Here is an 18,016-nt window from a genome sequence, read left to right on the forward strand (position 1 = left end):
CAGCCGGGCACCGGGCAACAGGACCAGGACCACGGCCGGCAGCAGGGCGAGCGGGACAAGAAGCATGGAGGGGACGAGGAGGACGGGGAGGACTGAGGCTGTCCCGTCATCCCTGGTGGATCAGCGCACGGCGTCGGATGCGGTGCGTCGCACGGCGGAGGGACGTCCGCATACGGGATGTATTCGGGCGTTCCGACAACGCCGCGAGGTGCCGTAGCTGTCGTCGTGCGCCCGCCAGGGATGACGGGACAGCCCTCAGCGGCTCCGTTCCGCATCGCCCGGAGTCCTGGGCCGCCCTCCGCCGGGCTCCCGGATTCCACAGTCCGGCCTGCGGCATCGGCGCGGACGGCCGCCCGCACGGCGCGGGGACCGGGGTCAGCCGCCCCGTGCCCCCGGCCGTTCGTCACCAGCGATCGTGGATCGCGGCGCGGATGCGCCGGTCGTACAGCTCCCGCACGGCGTCCAACGTGCTCTGCGGGAGCGGCGGGAGGGCCGCGGCCGCCGCGTTGGCACGGGCCTGATCCACCGAGCGCGCCCCGGGGATCACGCTGGTGACACCGGGCTGCTGGATGATCCAGCGCAGCGCGGTCTGTGCGGGGGTGACGCCCTCGGGAGCCAGCTCGGCGAATTCGGCGGCCGCGGCGACCCCGGTGGCGAAGTCGATGCCGGAGAACGTCTCGCCCTGGTCGAACGCCTCTCCGTGACGGTTGTAGGTGCGGTGGTCGCCGGGGGCGAAGACCGTGTCCTCGGTGTACTTCCCCGAGAGGAGTCCGGAGGCGAGCGGGACGCGGGCGATGATGCCGACCCCGGCGGCCACGGCGGCCGGGAGGACCTGATCCAGTGGCTTCGGGCGGAACGGGTTCAGGATGATCTGGACGCTCGCCACCCCCGGGCGGGCGAGGGCGGCGAGCGCCTCGGCGCAGGTCTCGACGCTCACCGCGTAGGCGGCGATCCGCTCCTCGGCGACCAGAGTGTCAAGGGCGTCGTAGACCGCGTCCGAGGAGTAGACGCTGCTCGGCGGACAGTGCAGCTGGACGAGATCGAGCGTGTCGACGCCCAGGTTGGCGCGGGAGCGGTCGTTCCAGGTGCGGAAGTTGTCGAGGACGTAGTTCTCCGGCACCTGGTCGGCGCGGCGGCCCATCTTGGTGGCGACGAGGATGCCCGCGTCCGGGCGGTCCTTGAGGTACCGGCCGATGAGCTGTTCGCTGCGGCCGTCCCCGTACACGTCCGCGGTGTCGAAGAAGGTGACGCCCGACTCGACGGCCGCGTCCAGCACGCCGAATGCGTCGGGCTCCGCCACCTCTCCCCAGTCGCCGCCGAGCTGCCAGGTGCCCTGTCCGACGACCGATACGTCACGGCCGGTCCGGCCGAGTGTGCGCTGTTCCATGGGGCTCATGCTAAGCGGGTGCGCCAGGGGCGGCGGTTCCGGCGGGTGCCCGCCCGGAGGTACGTCAGCCGGTGGTGACGCGCACGTAGTCGACGACGAGCTGCTGCGGGAACGTGGTGTTCCCGTCGGGGTCGCCGGGCCAGTAGCCGCCGACCGCGAGGTTGAGGATGAGGAAGAACGGCTTGTTGAACACCCATTGCTTCCCGGCGAGGTCGGCCGGGGTGCGCCGCTGGTACACGGTGCCGTCGACGGACCAGGTGATGGAGTCGGGGGACCAGTCGACGGCGAAGGTGTGGAAGGCGTCGGCGAAGGCGGCCCCGCCCGGGAGCGTGTAGCCGGCGCCGATGCCGCCCGAGCCGGAGTAGCCGGGGCCGTGCAGGGTTCCGTGGACCGTGCCGGGTTCGAAGCCGACGTTCTCCATGACGTCGATCTCACCGCTGTTGGGCCAGCCGACGTTGCCGATGTCGTCACCGAGCATCCAGAACGCGGGCCACATGCCCTGTCCGCGCGGCACCTTCATCCGGGCCTCGACATGCCCGTACGCCGTCGTGAACCTGCCGGAGGTGTTGAGCCGGGCCGAGGTGTACTGGCAGGAGCCGTACCAGCACTGGTAGTTGGCGGGATTCTCCTTGCGGGCGGTGATGACGAGGTTGCCCTGGCCGTCGAGTGCCGCGTTGTTGTTGCCCGCGGTGTAGAACTGCCGCTCATGGTTGTTGACGTTGTCGCCGGTCTCGATCTGCCACTTGCCGCCGTTCACCGCGGACCCGGCCGGGCCGTCGAATTCGTCGGAGAAGGCGACCGCCGAAGGAGCCGCGGCCGAGTGGGGGGCGGCCGAGGCTCCGGCGGGCAGCGCGGTCACGACCGCGGAGCAGCAGAGCAGGGAGAGTGCGAGCAGGGTGGCGCGGCGGCGCTTGGAGGCGTGCCGCACAGTGTGTCGCGAGAGGTGCACAGTCATCACATCACTTCGCGTGGGGGGCATGCACATGACAGATTCACACCGAGAGGTGAACGAACAGCATGATCACCTCGGGCGAACTTTTCACTACTTGTTCTAAGGGAGTGCTCGAAGCGGCGTCAATGGCCTGGTCCAGACCGGAGAGGGAACGGACCGTGCCTCCGGCATGTGCGACTGAACCCGGAGCATCGTCGGACACGCGGGCGCACGCCCGGTCCCCCGCCCGTCGTGCGGTCCACGGCCGACGGCGTCACAGTGGAAGTACGGGGCGGGCGGAGGGAGCGCGGGCGTGGACGCTGACGACACACTTCGACCCCGCTTCGTGGTGCAGATCCACGACGCACGGCGCATGCACTTCGACTTCCGGCTGGAGGTCGACGGCGTACTGAAGTCATGGGCGGTGCCCCGAGGCCCTTCCGGGAACCCGAGCGACCGGCGGCTGGCCGTTCCGACCGAGGACCACCCGCTGGAGTACCGGGAGTTCGAGGGGGTCATTCCGCAGGGCGAGTCCGGCAGTGGCACCGTGATCGTCTGGGACCAGGGCACGTACCGTCCGCTCAGCCACGACCGGCAGGGCGCCGCCGTGCCCTTCGACGAGTCCTTGGCCCTCGGTCATGCCACGTTCTGGCTGTACGGGGCCAAACTGCACGGCGAGTTCGCCCTCACCCGGTTCCGGGTGGGCGACGAGGAGGACGGCGTCGGCCAGGAGGCATGGCTGCTGATCAAGGCCAACGACCGGCTGGCCGTACGCGACGGACCCGGATCGCCCGACCCGTACCACGCCCGTTCGGCGCGCACCGGACGCACGCTGCACCAGGTCGCGGCCGCGGCGCGGGGAGTTGACGGCTGACGGGCCGGCGGTGGACGTCGGCGTCCGTGTCTCCGCGCCGGACGCGGAGCGGCTACGTGCCGTCGGCGCCCGTGAGCCGGTCCAGGACATCCGTGTACCGGGAGCGTTTGTCGGGGCGTGCGTGGGAGGCGGCGTGCCGGAGCGCCGGGACGGCAGCGGCCCCGAAGCGGCCGACGGCCTCGTGGGCCGCGCTGCGGACCGCGGGCTGTGGATGGCCGAGGAGACCGACCAGAACGGGGATCGCCGGTTCCCAGGACGCGTGGGCGAGCGTCCGGATCGCCATGCGCACCACATCCGGCTGCGGGTCGTCCAGCAGGATCATCGTCTGCCGCGCATACGTCGAGCGGTCCAGCAGCGCGCGCGAGGTCCGATGAGCGTGCAGCCGTACACCGGTCCTCGGGTGGCGCAGCAAGACGTCGATCAGTTCGCGCACCACCTGGTCGCCGGTGTCGCCCGGCGTCGGGTGCCCGCCGTCCCGCAACCCCGGCCCCGGCTTCCGGCCGGCCCGCGACGGGGCGTTGCGACTGCTCCCCGCTGCCCGGTCGCCGTGCTCCTCGGTGAGGAGCGTGAGGCCACGGCGTATCTCCTCGGGGGTGCCGGTACGGGCCAGGGTCAGCAGCTCCGGCGGTGTGGGGCTCGGCCGGGCCCCCGGCGCCACCGCCACGACCGGTGCCGGACTGCGCAGGGCTTCGAGCGCGGCGGCGTCCGCCCGTGCGGCGCCGGGTCCGCGCAACGGCCCCTCGACCAGGAGGAGCGCGTCGGCCAGGGCGTCGCGCCCTTCGGCGCGCAGCCGTCGCCGGGCCCGGGTCAGGGCGGGAGTGCGCAGCAGTGGCCGCCCCGACAGCAATTCCAGGAGCCCCGTGGCGCCCGTGTCGATGCGCTCGCCCAGCAGCTGTGCCAGTACGTCGGCGGGGACCTCGCGCAGTACCCGCAGGGCTTCCGTACGGAGGTCGGGCGGCCCGCTCTCCCACCACCCCAGGAGCAGCGGGACGAGCGGCGGCAGGTCCCAGGGGTCCAGCCGGGCCGCCAGGCGGAGCACGCGTTCCGGCCGGACCCCGTCGCCGCGCAGCTCCGCCCCGTCGACGGCGACGAGCGCACGGGCAAGATCGATCCTGGTGCCGGGGCCGTACGCAGTGCCGGTGCCATCGCCGAGGCCGGTTCCGGTGGCCGGGTCGTCCACCCGGCCGCGCAGGAAGGCGCGGAGCACGGCCAGGGAGATGTCGGGTTCGGGCCACGCCCGCAGGGCCTGGGCGGCGGCGTTCCGCCGGTCCGCTCCGGGGGCTTCCAGCAGGGTCAGCAACCGGGCACGCAGGGCGGCGGAACGCGGCTGGTCGAGATCGTCGAGGTGTACGGACCTGACGGCCGAAGCCGGCGTACTGGTCCGTGATTCCGCCGCTTCCCGCGTCGGCACGGCCGTCTCGGAGATCGTCCAGGCCGGTGCGTCGAGTGGCTGGAGCCGCGTCATCCAGTCGACCAGCCGCTCGCGCACCCCGGGACCGGCGCCCGGGTAGGCGTCGATCAGTGCGTCGAGACGGTCCCGCGAACCCGGAGCCGGGTCATGATCGCGGCGGCGGAACTCCTCCAGGGCCCAGGGCGTGCGTACGGCGGCGTCCAGCGCGGCCCGCCACGCCGTCGACGCGGTGGAGGCGGACGCCCGCACCGGCACTCCGAAGGTCTCGCGCAGCAGAGCGGGACCGGTCAGCCAGGGATCGGCTCCGAGGCGGGCGCCGGCGAGAGCCCGGTCCAGATCGGCGCGCACCAGCACGGCACCGCATCCGCGCAGCAGGGTCAGTGCGGACGTGCTGCCTGCCGTCCCGGCCGCGGACGCGCGTACCGCCCCGGCGACCGTGAACCGCTCGACGGCGGACAGCCGGGGCGCCACGGCAATCAGGACGGCCATGAGTCCCGCGGCGTACTCCCCCGCCACCGCCGTATCCCGCTGTCCGTGCGCGACCTCGTCGTACGCGTCGGTCACCGTCCCGCCGAACCGGGCGAACGCCGCCACCTCACCGGGCGTCCACGGGGCCGGGCACAGCCGGAGCGTGCAGCGCAGGACCCGGCGCCGTACATCGGCCGAGGGGGCGCTCTCCGCCAGCCTGAGCCAGTCCTCCAGCAAGGGCCGCAGCCTCCGCAGCTCCCGCAGCCGGTCCGCGTCCGGCGCCGCGGAGTGCCCGGCGATGCGCAGGGCGACCGAGGAGTTCCATCCCCCGGTCAGCAGGGAGTCGATGGCGGGGGCCGCCGCGTCGGGCGGTTGGGCAGCGCGCGAGAGGTGCGTCGTGATGCCGTGCCTGGACAGGGGCTCCGCCAGTTCCGCGACGGACCCCGAGGCAAGACGGACGCCGCCCGACGACAGCAGGCCGAGCAACGCCGCAACGGCCGGCGACGCCTGGGCGTCGAGGGCCAGAACCGCACGTGGGGTCAGGACGTTGTCGAGACCTGCCAGCAGCAGTTCGCGGACGCGTCCGTCCTCGCTCTGTTCGGCGGCGGCGAGAACGGTCGCCGTGCAGGCGTCACCGAGGATCGCGCGCAACGCCTCGACGAGCGCGGTACGCAGCCCGGGGTTGTCGTGCCGGCCCAGCCAGTGGAGCAGCCGCGGCACCGCCGCCGGTGCGCCGGCGCGGACGAGGACCGACGCGGCGGTCTTCTTGATGTTCATGTTCGGGTGGTCGAGGCAGGCCGCGACCGACGCGGACGCCCAGCGGGCACGCGCGTGCCCGAGTGCCAGCAGCGCCTGCCGTACGGTCCTGATGTCATCGGACCGGGTCAGCACGGTCAAGGTCGCCGACAGCGCCTGGGCGTCGTCGCCCTCGGCATCCCGCGCCAGCAGGGCGATCACATGCTTGCGCACCTGCGGGTCGCGGCTGCGCAGCAAGGAGTGCACACGCGGCCGCAGGCGGACCGCGGCCGGCACCTGGAGCAGCAGCCTCAGCAGCACCGCCTGCTCACCGCCGGACAACGCGGGGCGGTCCAGCAGGTCCAGTGCCGTCGTGGCGACGAGGGCGTGGCCCGCCTCCTGCGCGTCCGCCGCGTCGAGCAGGCAGACCGGCCGGATCCGCCGCCGCCGGTGGAGTCGGCACCCCAGAGCGTGCACGGCGTCCACGACCTCCTGCGGTACCTCGGGTTCGCCGGTGGGCCCGGCCGTGTCCGGGCGGGCTTCGTCCGTGGGCCCGGCCGCGCGGGGGCGGACCGCGGCGGGGTTCGCGTCCCGGGGCAGGGCGAGGTCGCGCACGATGCGCAGAAGCAGATCGGCGATGACGGGCAGTGTTCCGGCGCCCCCGTGATCCGCGAGCCGGCACAGCGCCGCCACCGGGTCGTCGGGGTCCGGACGCGCGCTCAGGAGCGCCAGTTCGGCCTCGTCGGGGCCCCCGAGGTCGGCGGCTATGCGGGCGGGCAGGTCCGTGGGGTCGAGACGGACGAGAAGGCGATGCCGTGATTCCGGATCGTGGCTCAGATGCCACAGGAGCTCCAAGGCCCGGTCCCGGACGCCGCGGAACGGCGGCGCGATCGTGCCCGTGGCCGTGCGGGGGTACGCGCCCGTGTCCGCGCTCGGGCCCGCCTCCGTGTCCTCGCCCGCGCCCGGACCTTCGTCCGTGTCGAGGCCGAGCCCTTCGGCCAGCACCTCGGCCGTCCGGCGGCCTCCGATGGCCTCCAGGGTGGTCAGGGCCGACACGGGGGCGTGGGGAAGCAGACCGATCACCGCCTCCTCGGCGTCCGCGTGACGCAGCGTACGAAGGGCGGCGAGAAACGGCCCCGGCGTGGGAGCGGCCCGGAGCAGAGCGGTGACGGCCGCGCCGATCGGCAGTTCGCCCGTGCCCTGAGCGCCCAGCGCGACGAGCAGGTCGAGCCGGCGTGGCCAGCTCGGGTCATCGGCCGGCGCGTCGGTCAGGGCGTCGAGCATCTCCCGGCGGCAGGTGTAGAGCACGGTGGCGACATCGCGCGACGGGACCGAATGGTCGGCCAGCGCCAGCCCGACGACGGTCCGTACGTCCGGGGATACCGGGAAGTGCCCGCGCCGGTGCAGTCCGCGCAGACAGGTCAGCGCCGGCCCGCCGAACAGCAGCGGATCGCGCGCGGCGACGGCCAGGAGCCCACTGATGTCGTCGCGTTCCGCGAGATCACCGAGGAGTTCCAGCGCGTTGCGGCGAAGGGCGGGCGGAAGGTCCTGGTCCTCCGCCGTCCGCCGAAGGAGCCGGGCGTGCCCGTGGCGGGCCGCGGTGATGAGCGCGGCCGCCGCGACCGCCGGCCTCCCGGTCGCGGACTCCGCGGTGAGGCCGGGGGCCAGGAGCGCCGGATCCAGCGGCCTCACCGCGGCCCACGGTGCGGCGAGTTCGCCCAGTGCGCCGGCCGCGACATCGGCGTCGGCCGCCCCGAGCAGGGGGATCAGCCGGGCGCGCACCGTCGCCGGGGAGAGCAGTCCGGCGTGCAGCCCCTGCCGGGCCAGCCGCAGGGCCTCTGCCTGGAGCACCGGGTTCCGGGTGTCCACGAGTTCGGACACAAGGTGCGCGGGCCGGTGCGCGTTCATGATGTCGCTGCCGCGCACGGCCTGGTACAGAAGCTCCCCGGGCGTCTCGTCGCGGATGGCGGCGGGATCGGTGAGAACCTCCGCGCGCAGCCAGGCGACCTGTACCCGTACCGGCAGCCGGGCGGCCCGCCAGTCCGGCCTGCTCCCGCGCGGCAGCCGCGGCCCGAAACGTTCATGGAGTCCGGCGAGGACGAGCGATTCCTCCGGCGAACCGGCCGGAAGGCGGGGCAACAGCGCTGCCGGCTCCCCCAGTCCGGCCGGATCGCCTCCTCCGGCCGGCCCGGCGGGTCCGGCCTCTCCCGCCGTGCCGTACGGGGATCCCACCCGCTCGGCGAGGAGGGTGAGCCCCAGATACCGCACCCGTGAATCCTCGTGCCGGACGAGGCGTCCGAGGACGGCCGGCGGACAGACCCGCGCGTCGAGGTGCCGGGCGAGCCATCCGGCGTCGGCCCTGTCCAGGGCGTCCAGGATCTGTTCGTCCGCAGGTGTCGTCACGACCGGATACTAAGGGCTGCCCCGTCATCCCTGGTGGATCAGCGCACGGCGTCGGATGCGGTGCATCGCAAGGCGGAGGGACGTCCGCACACGGGATGTATTCGGGCGTTCCGGCAACGCCGCGAGGTGCCGTAGCCGTCGTCGTGCGCCCGCCAGGGATCACGGGACAGCCCTTGGTGCCGCGACCGGCAATGTCTGCGACGGGGCAAAGCTTGCCGGGAGGGGCACTAGCCAGGCAGCGCCTTCACGGCTCCACCAGCGGAATTCGCCCGGTCCGGGATCGCTTCCGGGACGACTCTGGCCGCCAGCCGCTCACGCAGTGCGGTGAGCCGGGCGATCTCCGCGTCAAGGGCGGCGAGCCGCCGTGCCGCCACTCCCTCGCCGCCCCTGCCCCCGTCCGCGTCCGCGAGGCCGCGGCACTGCTGCGGCGGGGCGTCCATCAGCGTGTCGAGACGGTCGGCGCACCGGTGTACGTCCCCGACGGTGAGTCCGACCGCCAGCAGTTCGCGGATGACCCTGACCCGGGCGATGTCGCGCACACCGTACTCGCGCTGGCCCGTCGCGGTGCGCGGCGGAGGGGGCAGCAGACCTCGCTCCTCGTAGAACCGAAGTGCCCTCGGCGTGGTCCCCGCCGCTGCCGCCGCGTCACCGATCCGCATCCGCCACCCCCGACAGCACCTGCGGCCGCACGTACGAGCACGTGGACCTTCACCGATACCTACGCCTGTACCTATGCCTGTACCTCGACGATCACCGAGCCAAGATGCTGACCGTCGATCAACTCGTACAACGCGCGGGCCGCGTTGTCCATGCCCGCGATACGCACATGGGGGAAGGCGATCTCCCCGGAGCGCAGCCACTCGCCGAACCTCCGGTTCCACTCCTCGTTGGCTTCGGGGTGGTCGAGTCCGCTGATGCCGTGCATCGTGATCCGCTTGACGATGAGCTGGAACGAGTCGATCTCGACCGGGGCCAAGGCTCCGTTCCCCCGCTCCGCCAACTGACCCGACAGAGCGCCGATCAGGACGAACCGCGCACCGGGCCGGGCCACCTCGATGGCGGCCCGGAGCTGCTCGCCCCCGACCATGTCGACGAACACATCGATGCCGTCGGGTGCGGCCTCGGCCAGCCGGGCGGCGAGCGAGGTTCCGGGTTCCCGCAGGATGGCCGCGTCGTAGCCCAGGTCGGCCGTCATACGCTCCGCCTTCACCGCCGAGCCGGTGGTTCCGATCACCCGGCCCGCGCCCAGGAGCCGGGCTGTCTGTCCCACCATGGAGCCCACCGCACCGGCCCCGCCCGACACGAACACCGTTTCCCCGGAACGGAGTCCGGCGACCCGGCTGAGTGCCGCGTACCCCAGCGCCCCCTGGGAGAGATGGGCCGCCGGGTCGGGCAGTACATCACCGAGCGGGGTGTACCCGCCCGCCGGAATCACCGCGTACTCCCGCCAGCCCAGCCAGTGCGACACCCACTCACCGGCCCGGTGCCCCACCGCGCCACCGCTCCGGCCCTCGGCCCCGGCATCCCCCCTGGCCACGATCTGGCCGACAGCCGCTCCGAACAGCGGTTCACCGGGGCGTACGCCGGGGAAGGGCGCCCCTTCCACACCTCCGGCGATGACCGTGCGGAGGGCCGGGAACACCTGGAAGTACCGGTTCCGCACGAGCACTTCGCCCTCGGCCAACGGTGGGATCTCCGTCTCCACGACCTCGAAGTGCTCCGGGCGCGGGAGACCGTCGGGGAAGGCGGCCAGCCGCACTTCTCTCGACGTGCGAGGGGCGGGCAGCGCACGGGACGGGGCGGACTCTGCGACGGACATGGTGAACTCCTCGGAGGTGTGGTCCCCTTCGACCGGACGGCCGGAAGGCACGCAGACGCTAAACCCTCACCCGCGCGTCAAGGGCAAGCGCGAGGCGGGCCGATCGGGTCTCGCCACCTGTCCGGGCGCGGAAGTCGTCCCCGGCGAACAGGCCGGTCCGGCACTCGCCAGTAAGGAACCGGCCAAGCGGTCTCACCGCGCTTGAGCCGATCCACGCCTCATGTGGCGAGTGACGTCACTCCGGTTGACACCTGTCTCATCCGTCACGGCCGGATCGCGTCCTACCGAAGCCGACACCGGGTCCGGACCCTGAAAACCATGGGGTACACCGATAACGCCGCGCCCGCCCCGGACCACCCCGACGACGCTCTGCAGGCCGCCTGCGAAGGAGCCACCGCTCCCCCGCCTCCGAGCCCACCCGTCTGCCCGAGCTGCGAACTCCCGCAGGACCGCTACCCCACCCTTTACCCGCAGACCTGGGTGTTACTGGAACCCGGCATCACGGTCGCGTCCCACATGGTGCCGCCCCGCCGTCGGTGGCTCATCACCCCGGACGGCATCGCCTGGAACACCTGGGACGCGGAGCCGATCCCGGGATCCCGCTGCCGGATCTCCCATCGCTCGGTCTGCCCCTGGTCCGCGGCGCACGACCTCTGGCCGTGGGGAACCGCTCTGCGCCGGGAGAACGGGCGCAGGGCGCAGCGGCTCTTCAACCTGCCGGGCAGGGGCTGAAGCGAGCCCGCCGCCGGATCGGCCCACCCCCACAGTGTGCCGATCAGCCTGATACCGTGAAAAATGCCGTATAGAGCCTGCGACACTCAACCGTGCCGCCCGCACGACGGGAGCAGGAATGACCGGTGGACCCGAACCCATCAGCACTGCCGCCCGCGAGGCGCTCGATCGAGAGCTCGCCGATCTGCGGACCGAGCGCGCGGCGGTGGCCGCCACCTTGAGCGGCGGCGAGCAGGTGAGCGACATGGCCGATTCCGCCGACGAGCTGCAACGCGCCACGGAACTCGACCGCCTGGACACCCGTATCTCCGAGATCGGTACGCGCCTGCGTGAGGCGGACGTCGCGGGGCCCGCCCCGACCGAAGCCGTCGGCGTGGGCAGCACCGTGACCGTGCGGTTCGCGGACTCCACGGAGATGACGCTCCAGATCGGTGAGGTCGCCGCAGTGCTGGACCGCACGCTGATCACCGCCGACAGCCCCCTGGGGCGCGCGCTGCTCGGACACCGCGCCGGCGACTCGATCACCTATGACGCCCCCGAGGGACGGACGACCGTGCTCGTGCTGTCGCTCGGCGGCGACAGCGACCGCGGCAGGTCGTAGCGGAACGCCCCGCCGTACGGACCCGCGTACCCGGCCCGCACCCGTGGGGCGTTCGGCCCGTCAGCCCATCAGCCCGTGACGATTCCGGCGACGAGGTTGATGGTGGTGGCCAGGATGCTGGCGCCGAACACATAGGACAGCAGGCAGTGCCGGAGGGCGACCGCGCGGATCATGGAACTGGAGACGTCGGTGTCGGAGACCTGATAGGTCATTCCGAGGTTGTAACTGAAATAGAGGAAGTCGACGTACTTCGGGCGGTCGGGGGAGTTGAAGTCGATCCCGCCTTCGGCCGGCAGGTAGTAGAGGTACGCGTAGCGGGTGGCGTACATCAGGTGGAGTGACGCCCACGCCAGGAACACGCCGCAGAGTGCCATCGCGGCCGCGGCCTGATTCAGGTCCGAGTGGCCGACCAGGAGCAGCACCACGATGCCGACCAGCCCGCACAGGGCTGCCGCGACGACGAAGAGCTCTTCGAGGACGGGCCGGAACTCCTGGCGCCGGACATTGCTGTGCGTGGTGGCCGCGTCCATGGGCCACAGCACGATCCACCCCGTCACGACGAAGATCAGCTGCGCCCCGGCGATACCGGCGAGAATTCCCAGCGGCACATTGGAGAGCACGCCCGCGACCACACCGATCAGTGCCCCGACGCCGGTCGCTCCGGTGAGTCGGGGAACGGCGGAGAGCGCCTGCCAACGGTTCGTCGACCTCAAGAGCGACCGCCTTCGACGGCTCGGTGGAGGGTCCGGGGCTTTCCTTCGGCCAGGTGGTGACGTCTCCGGCCCGGGAGGCCGCCCATGGAACAGGCAGGGGATCGGAACTGATCCAACGGGGTCCTCAGCCTATCCAGGCGTCCGACAAGGCGCAGTCCGGCGGCTCGGCGCACCGGTCCCCATCCGCACGCGCCGGTGACCGTGCGGCGAGCCGCACTCCGCGTAGCGCGCCGAGGTCGAGTGGCGTGGGCCGGCCCCCCTGCGTAGCCTGCCCAAAAGTGTCGATTTGTCGCCACGTGCCCGAACGGTGGAAGGGTTGAGTGCCTTGAGTACCGACCGTGACGAGCAGGAACCCCTGGAACCCTCGGTCGGTCCCGCTCCCCAGGGCGATCCGCGGTTCCAGCCCTACCACCACCCCGCCGCCGGCTGGGGCGCGGCCAAGAGCGTGAGCCGCTTCCTGGTGGACGAGCGGGCGCTGGTGGACGGGCCGCGGGCCATCATGCGGATGAACCACGAGAACACCGGGTTCGACTGCCCCGGATGCGCGTGGCCGGACGACACCAAGGGCCTCCACCTGGACATCTGCGAGAACGGCATCAAGCACGTCACGTGGGAGATGACCCGCAAGCGGGTGGGCCGCGAGTTCTTCGCCGCCCATTCGGTGACCGAGCTGGCCGGGTGGAGCGACTACGACCTGGAGAACCAGGGCCGGCTGACCGAGCCGATGGTCTACGACCCCGAGTCGGACCACTATGTCCCGATCAGCTGGAAGGACGCGTTCGAGGTGGCCGGCCGGGCTCTGCGGGGGCTGGACCATCCGGATCAGGCAGCGTTCTACACCTCCGGCCGGCTCGGCAACGAGGCCACCTTCCTCTACCAGTTGATGGCCCGTGAACTGGGCACGAACAATCTGCCCGACTGCTCCAACATGTGTCACGAGGCCAGTGGCCGCGCTCTCCAGGCCTCGTTGGGCACCGGCAAGGGCACCGTCGACCTCAAGGACTGGGAGTCCGCCGACGCGCTGTTCATCCTCGGGGTCAACGCCGCCTCCAACGCACCCCGGATGCTCACCGCCCTCGCCGAGGCGTATCACCGCGGCGCACAGATCGTGCACATCAATCCGCTCGTCGAGGCAGCGGCGACCCGCACCATCGTCCCCCACGACTTCCTGGACATGGCCCTCTACAGAACGACGCGGACCAGCACCCTGAACCTTCAGCCCCGCATCGGCGGCGACATGGCCCTGCTGCGCGGCATGGCCAAGGCGGTCCTGGACCAGTCCGAGACCGACCCCAGGGCCCTGGACCGGGAGTTCATCGACCGCCACACCTCCGGCTTCGAGGAGTACCGCGCGCTCTGCGAGGCCACACCCTGGCAGGAGATCGAGAACCAGTCCGGGCTGAGCCGCGCCGACATCCTCAGGGCGGCGCGCGTGTACGGGGAGGCCGACCGCAGCATCGTCAGCTGGTGTCTGGGGCTCACCCAGCACGAGCACGGCGTCGACACCGTCCGGGAGATCGTCAACCTGCTTCTGCTCCGCGGCAATCTGGGACGTGAAGGGGCGGGCCCCTCCCCCGTGCGGGGGCACAGCAACGTCCAGGGCAACCGCACCTGCGGCATCGATCACCGCCCCACCGAAGCGTTCCTGGAACGTCTCGCCGCGGCCTGCGAGATCGAGCCGCCCCGTGAGCACGGCCTGGACACGGTCGGCACGATCAAGGCGATGGGCTGCGGCGAGGTGAAGGTGTTCGTCGGCATGGGCGGCAACTTCGCCCTCGCCGCACCCGACACCCCGGCCACCTGCGCGGCGCTGCGCACCTGCGACCTCACCGTCCAGGTGAGCACCAAGCTGAACCGCAGCCACATCGTCCACGGCCGCCGGGCGCTCATCCTGCCGTGCCTCGGCCGTACCGAGAAGGACCATCAGCGCAAGGGCGTCCAGAGCACGTCCGTCGAGGACTCGATGAGCATGGTCCACCTGTCGATCGGCATGAAACGGCCCGCCTCCGCGCACCTGCTGTCCGAGCCGGCCATCGTCGCGGGCATGGCCCGCGCGGCCCTGCCCGACAGTGCCACGCCCTGGGAGTGGTACATCGAGGACTACGACCGTATCCGCGACACCATGGCCCGGGCCCTCGACGGCTTCGAGGACTTCAACCGCCGTGTGCGCCTGCCCCTCGGCTTCCGCATCAAGCAGCCCGCCCGTGAACTGGTCTTCCTGACCCCGTCCGGACGCGCCGAGTTCTCCAGCGCGGCCCTGCCCGACGTCGTCCCCGCCGCGGGCACCCTGGCACTGGGCACCATGCGGTCCCACGACCAGTGGAACACCACCATCTACTCCGACAACGACCGCTACCGCGGCATCAAGAACCTGCGCACGCTCGTCTTCATGAACCGGGCCGACATGCGCGACCGCGGTATCGCCGACCTCGGCCCCGTGGACATCACGAGCACCGCGAAGGACGGCAGCCGGCGGTCCCTCAACGGCTACCTCGCCATCCCCTACGACATCCCCCGCGGCTGCGCGGCGGGCTATATGCCCGAGATGAACGTGCTGTGCGCGCTCAGCGACTACAGCACCCAGAGCGACCAGCCGATCATGAAGCACGTCAAGGTCACCATCGACCCCGCCGCCTGAGCGGGAGCGGCGTACGGGCGGAGATCCGCGCCGCCCCCTCCCCACACGTCGCGAACCTCGCCATGGAACTCGCCCCGAACTTCGCCATGGACCTCGCCGCGAACCTCGCCATGGACCTCGCCGCGAACCTCGCAATGGACCTCACCGCGGGCCCGTTCCGGCCGATCGGGTGACGTGCGGGCGCGGTCGAACGCCTGTCGCGCCGGGCCTGGCTAGCGTGGGCGGGCGCCTTCCCATCCCGTCCCCGAGCCACGCGGAGCAGGTCCATGACCACCACCCCCCTCGCCTCCCTGTCAGGGAACTACATCCTCGACCCCGCCCACACCCAGATCGGGTTCGTGGCCAGGCACGCCATGGTCACCAAAGTCCGGGGCTCGTTCGACGAGTTCGAGGGCGCCGGCCACTTCGACGGCGCCGACCCCGCCAACTCCTCCGTGTCCGTCACCATCAAGACCGCGAGCATCGACACCCGCAACGCGCAGCGCGACGAGCATCTGCGCACCAACGACTTCCTGGACGCACCGAACTTCCCGGACATCACCTTCGTGTCCACGGGCGTCGAGCAGCTCGACGACAGCCACTACCGGCTGACCGGGGACCTCACCATCAAGGACGTCACCCGGCCGATCGGCATCGACTTCGAGTACCAGGGCAGCGCCACGGACCCGTTCGGCAATCTGCGTGTCGGGTTCGAAGGCTCGGTACCGATCAGCCGCAAGGACTACGGCATCACCTGGAACGCCCCGTTGGAGGGCGGCGGTGTCCTGGTCGGCGACAAGGTCGTGCTGGAGTTCGATGTGTCCGCGATCCGGCAGCCCTGACCGGAGCGGCCCGTCCTGCGGCTCATGGCGGCAGGCCCCGGACCCCGGCAGGAGATCCTGCCGGGGTCCGGGGCCGGTCTCTCCCGGTCGTCTCCGCCGCTCAGGCCCGTGAGCCGCGGAGCCCCTTGGGCACCAGCAGGCGCTGGACCAGTCCGATCAGGCCGTCGGCCAGGAGGGCCAGCGCCGCCACCCAGAGCGCGGCGGCGATCACCCCCTCCAGCCCGTAGTTGGCCTGGCCGAGAACGATGTCACCGAGCCCGCCGCCGCCGGCCACGGTGGCCAGCGTCGCGGCGGAGATGACGTACACCACCGCGATACGGATACCCGCGAAGAGCAGCGGAAGCGCGAGCGGCAGCTCCACCTTGATGAGCACCTGTACCGGGGTGAGGCCCATCCCGCGCGCCGCGCGGACCGTGTCCGGGTCGACCTGGTCCACGGCCAGGTACGCCTGGCTGAGGATCGGCGGGACGGCCGTGATCAGGAGCGCCACGGCGATGTTCGTGAAGTTGAGGCCGAAGATGCCCAGCCCGATCGCAATGACGGCGAGGTTGGGCAGGGCGCGCCCGATGTTGGAGATGCTGGTGGTGAGGAACTCACCGCGGTGCAGATGCCCGAGCCAGAGTCCGGCCGGTACGGCGACGACGAGCGAGACGGCGATGACCACCGCGCACATCCACACGTGCTGACCGGTCTTCTCCAGCATCAGCGGCAGCCGCTCGTGCATGAAGGTGAACGAGCCGATGAAGGTGTCCATGTGGCTATGCCCTCCTGCTTCGGGCCCAGGGGGTGAGCAGTCGTCCGGCGAGTACCAGCAGGCCGTCGGCGGTCAGCGCCAGGACGACGGCGAGCGCGCCCGCGCCGACGAACTGGGTGTTGAAGGGCGACTGGAGCGCCTTGAGGATCAGCGACCCGAGACCGGCGTCGATGACGTACGCGGCGATGGCGACGGTCCCGACGGTCATCACGGTCGTCACGCGCAGCCCGGAGACGAGCGCCGGGAGGGACAGGGGCAGTTCGACCTTGAAGAGGATCTGCCGTCTGGTCAGCCCCATGCCGCGAGCCGCCCGCACGGCGTCCTCCGGCACCTCGCGCAGCCCGGTGAGGAGTGTGGTGAAGAGCAGGTAGAGGCTGTACGCGATGAGCGCGATCTCCACCGTGAGGACGGAGAATCCGCTGACCGGTACGAGGAGTTGGAAGAGCGCCAGCGGCGGAACCGTGTAGAGGAAGGACGACACGGCGGAGGCGGGTGCCGCGAACCAGCCCTGGAAGTGGGCGAGTACGGCCATCAGGAAGGAGATGACGAAGCCGGTCACCACGGCGATCAGGGTGAGCTCGATGTGCTGGACGAGCGCGGGCCAGAAGAGGCTGGACCAGTGGTCGGCGAACCAGTCCGCGCAGAACGTGGCGTCGTTGGCCACGCAGGTACTGGGGTCCCCGTAGTCGGGGATGACGGGGCCGCCCATCATGCCGCGCCCGCCTTCCGTATCGCGTCCAGCGAGGCGGTGCCGAGGACCGTGCCGTCGTCACCGGTGACCCGGACGGCGTCGGTGCCCTCGGCCACCATGAGGGAGAGCGCGGAGCGGAGCGTGGCGTCGGCGGCGAGGCCGGGCAGCTCGGTCCCGGCCGCGGGCGTGGTGGTCCCGGGGGTCAGTTCCAGGTCCGCGAGGCGGATCAGGGAGAGCCGCCGCAGGCCCCGGTCGGCGCCGACGAAGCGGGCCACGAAGTCGTCGCACGGCTCCTTCAGCAGCTTCTGCGGGGTGTCGTACTGGGCGAGTCTGCCGCCCTCGCGGAAGATCGCGACGCGGTCGCCCATCTTCACGGCCTCGTCGATGTCGTGGCTCACGAAGATCACGGTCTTGCGGATGCGTTCGTGCAGTGCCAGGAACTCGTCCTGCACATGCTCCCGTGTGATGGGGTCGAGCGCGCCGAACGGCTCGTCCATCAGCATCACCGGTGGGTCGGCCGCCAGCGCTCGGGCGATGCCGACGCGCTGCCGCTGGCCGCCGGAGAGCTGGGCGGGGTAGCGCGACCCGTACTCCGCGACCGGCAGCCCGACGAGGTCGAGCAGTTCGGCCACCCGGTCCGTCACCCGCTTCCGGTCCCAGCCGAGGACCTTCGGGACGGTGGCGATGTTGGCCGCGATCGTCAGGTGGGGAAAGAGGCCGCTCTGCTGGATGACGTAGCCGATGGAGCGGCGCAGCTGGATCGGATCGAGGTCGCGGATGGACCGGTCGCCGATGCGGATGTCGCCACCGGTCGGCTCGGCCAGCCGGTTCACCATCATCAGTGCGGTGGTCTTGCCACTGCCGGACGGACCGAGCAGCACACAGATCTCACCTGCGGGGACGGTCAGCGACAGGTCGTCGACGGCGGGCGAGGTGCTGCCGGGGTAGGTCTTGACGACATGGTCGAAGACGATCTCCTGCGCGCCGGCGGGAATTCTCTGGTTTTCCTGGCTCATGGGGCTTCTCCTGGAGGGCGAC

Annotated in this window: 14 protein-coding genes; 5 read left to right on the forward strand and 9 right to left on the reverse strand. The window is 71.7% G+C overall.

Translation table 11 applies throughout. From position 1 onward, the window contains the following. Window positions 1-403: 403 nt before the first annotated feature. Both OG251_RS04980 and OG251_RS04985 read right to left on the reverse strand, forming a co-directional pair. On the reverse strand, window positions 404-1,396 hold the full coding sequence (locus OG251_RS04980; RefSeq protein WP_326675942.1) for an aldo/keto reductase: 993 nt from the start codon (window positions 1,394-1,396) through the stop codon (window positions 404-406). A gap of 55 nt (window positions 1,397-1,451) precedes the next feature. Further along, the gene (locus tag OG251_RS04985) at window positions 1,452-2,342 is read right to left on the reverse strand and encodes a glycoside hydrolase family 16 protein (RefSeq protein ID WP_326675943.1); all 891 of its coding nucleotides are present in this window, start codon (window positions 2,340-2,342) and stop codon (window positions 1,452-1,454) included. Window positions 2,343-2,631: 289 nt separating this feature from the next. Here OG251_RS04985 and OG251_RS04990 point away from each other — a divergent pair, with 289 nt between their 5' ends. Beyond that, window positions 2,632-3,192, forward strand: coding sequence for a DNA polymerase ligase N-terminal domain-containing protein (locus tag OG251_RS04990; RefSeq protein ID WP_326675944.1), 561 nt, complete (start codon window positions 2,632-2,634; stop codon window positions 3,190-3,192). A gap of 52 nt (window positions 3,193-3,244) precedes the next feature. Here OG251_RS04990 and OG251_RS04995 read toward each other — a convergent pair whose 3' ends face one another. The 3 genes from OG251_RS04995 to OG251_RS05005 all read right to left on the reverse strand — a co-directional run bounded on the left by OG251_RS04995 (window position 3,245) and on the right by OG251_RS05005 (window position 10,028). Then, window positions 3,245-8,209 (reverse strand): HEAT repeat domain-containing protein, encoded by a 4,965-nt coding sequence (locus tag OG251_RS04995; protein ID WP_326675945.1) that lies wholly within the window; start codon window positions 8,207-8,209, stop codon window positions 3,245-3,247. A gap of 227 nt (window positions 8,210-8,436) precedes the next feature. Continuing rightward, window positions 8,437-8,868: a helix-turn-helix domain-containing protein gene (locus tag OG251_RS05000; RefSeq protein ID WP_326675946.1), complete on the reverse strand. Its 432-nt coding sequence runs from the start codon at window positions 8,866-8,868 to the stop codon at window positions 8,437-8,439. A 71-nt stretch (window positions 8,869-8,939) separates the two neighbouring features. Next, window positions 8,940-10,028 (reverse strand): MDR family NADP-dependent oxidoreductase, encoded by a 1,089-nt coding sequence (locus tag OG251_RS05005; RefSeq protein WP_326675947.1) that lies wholly within the window; start codon window positions 10,026-10,028, stop codon window positions 8,940-8,942. Window positions 10,029-10,346: 318 nt separating this feature from the next. Here OG251_RS05005 and OG251_RS05010 point away from each other — a divergent pair, with 318 nt between their 5' ends. Both OG251_RS05010 and OG251_RS05015 read left to right on the forward strand, forming a co-directional pair. Continuing rightward, entirely contained in the window at window positions 10,347-10,760 is a 414-nt protein-coding gene (locus tag OG251_RS05010) for a DUF6083 domain-containing protein (protein ID WP_326675948.1), read from the forward strand. A gap of 118 nt (window positions 10,761-10,878) precedes the next feature. Next, a complete protein-coding gene (locus tag OG251_RS05015; protein ID WP_326675949.1) occupies window positions 10,879-11,361 on the forward strand; it encodes a GreA/GreB family elongation factor in 483 nt (160 codons plus the stop codon). A 68-nt stretch (window positions 11,362-11,429) separates the two neighbouring features. On the opposite strand, the gene OG251_RS05020 is transcribed toward OG251_RS05015, so the two are convergent. Then, complete coding sequence (locus tag OG251_RS05020) at window positions 11,430-12,074, reverse strand: DUF1345 domain-containing protein (RefSeq protein WP_326675950.1); 645 nt, start codon at window positions 12,072-12,074, stop codon at window positions 11,430-11,432. Between the two features lie 325 nt (window positions 12,075-12,399). On the opposite strand from OG251_RS05020, the gene OG251_RS05025 reads away from it, so the two are divergent. Together OG251_RS05025 and OG251_RS05030 are read left to right on the forward strand one after the other, a co-directional pair. After that, the gene (locus tag OG251_RS05025; protein ID WP_326675951.1) at window positions 12,400-14,712 is read left to right on the forward strand and encodes an FdhF/YdeP family oxidoreductase; all 2,313 of its coding nucleotides are present in this window, start codon (window positions 12,400-12,402) and stop codon (window positions 14,710-14,712) included. 266 nt (window positions 14,713-14,978) lie between these two features. Continuing rightward, window positions 14,979-15,533 (forward strand): YceI family protein, encoded by a 555-nt coding sequence (locus OG251_RS05030; protein ID WP_326675952.1) that lies wholly within the window; start codon window positions 14,979-14,981, stop codon window positions 15,531-15,533. A gap of 100 nt (window positions 15,534-15,633) precedes the next feature. On the opposite strand, the gene OG251_RS05035 is transcribed toward OG251_RS05030, so the two are convergent. From OG251_RS05035 to OG251_RS05045, 3 genes are read right to left on the reverse strand one after another with little or no spacing between them, the layout of a single operon-like run. After that, on the reverse strand, window positions 15,634-16,287 hold the full coding sequence (locus OG251_RS05035) for an ABC transporter permease (protein ID WP_326675953.1): 654 nt from the start codon (window positions 16,285-16,287) through the stop codon (window positions 15,634-15,636). Between the two features lie 4 nt (window positions 16,288-16,291). Then, on the reverse strand, window positions 16,292-16,999 hold the full coding sequence (locus OG251_RS05040; protein ID WP_326675954.1) for an ABC transporter permease: 708 nt from the start codon (window positions 16,997-16,999) through the stop codon (window positions 16,292-16,294). Beyond that, window positions 16,996-17,994, reverse strand: coding sequence for an ABC transporter ATP-binding protein (locus OG251_RS05045; protein WP_326675955.1), 999 nt, complete (start codon window positions 17,992-17,994; stop codon window positions 16,996-16,998). The genes OG251_RS05040 and OG251_RS05045 overlap by 4 nt, the downstream gene beginning before the upstream one ends. Between the last annotated feature and the right edge of the window lie 22 nt (window positions 17,995-18,016).

Origin of the sequence: Streptomyces sp. NBC_01237 (genome assembly GCF_035917275.1) — a bacterium.
Lineage (GTDB): Bacteria > Actinomycetota > Actinomycetes > Streptomycetales > Streptomycetaceae > Streptomyces.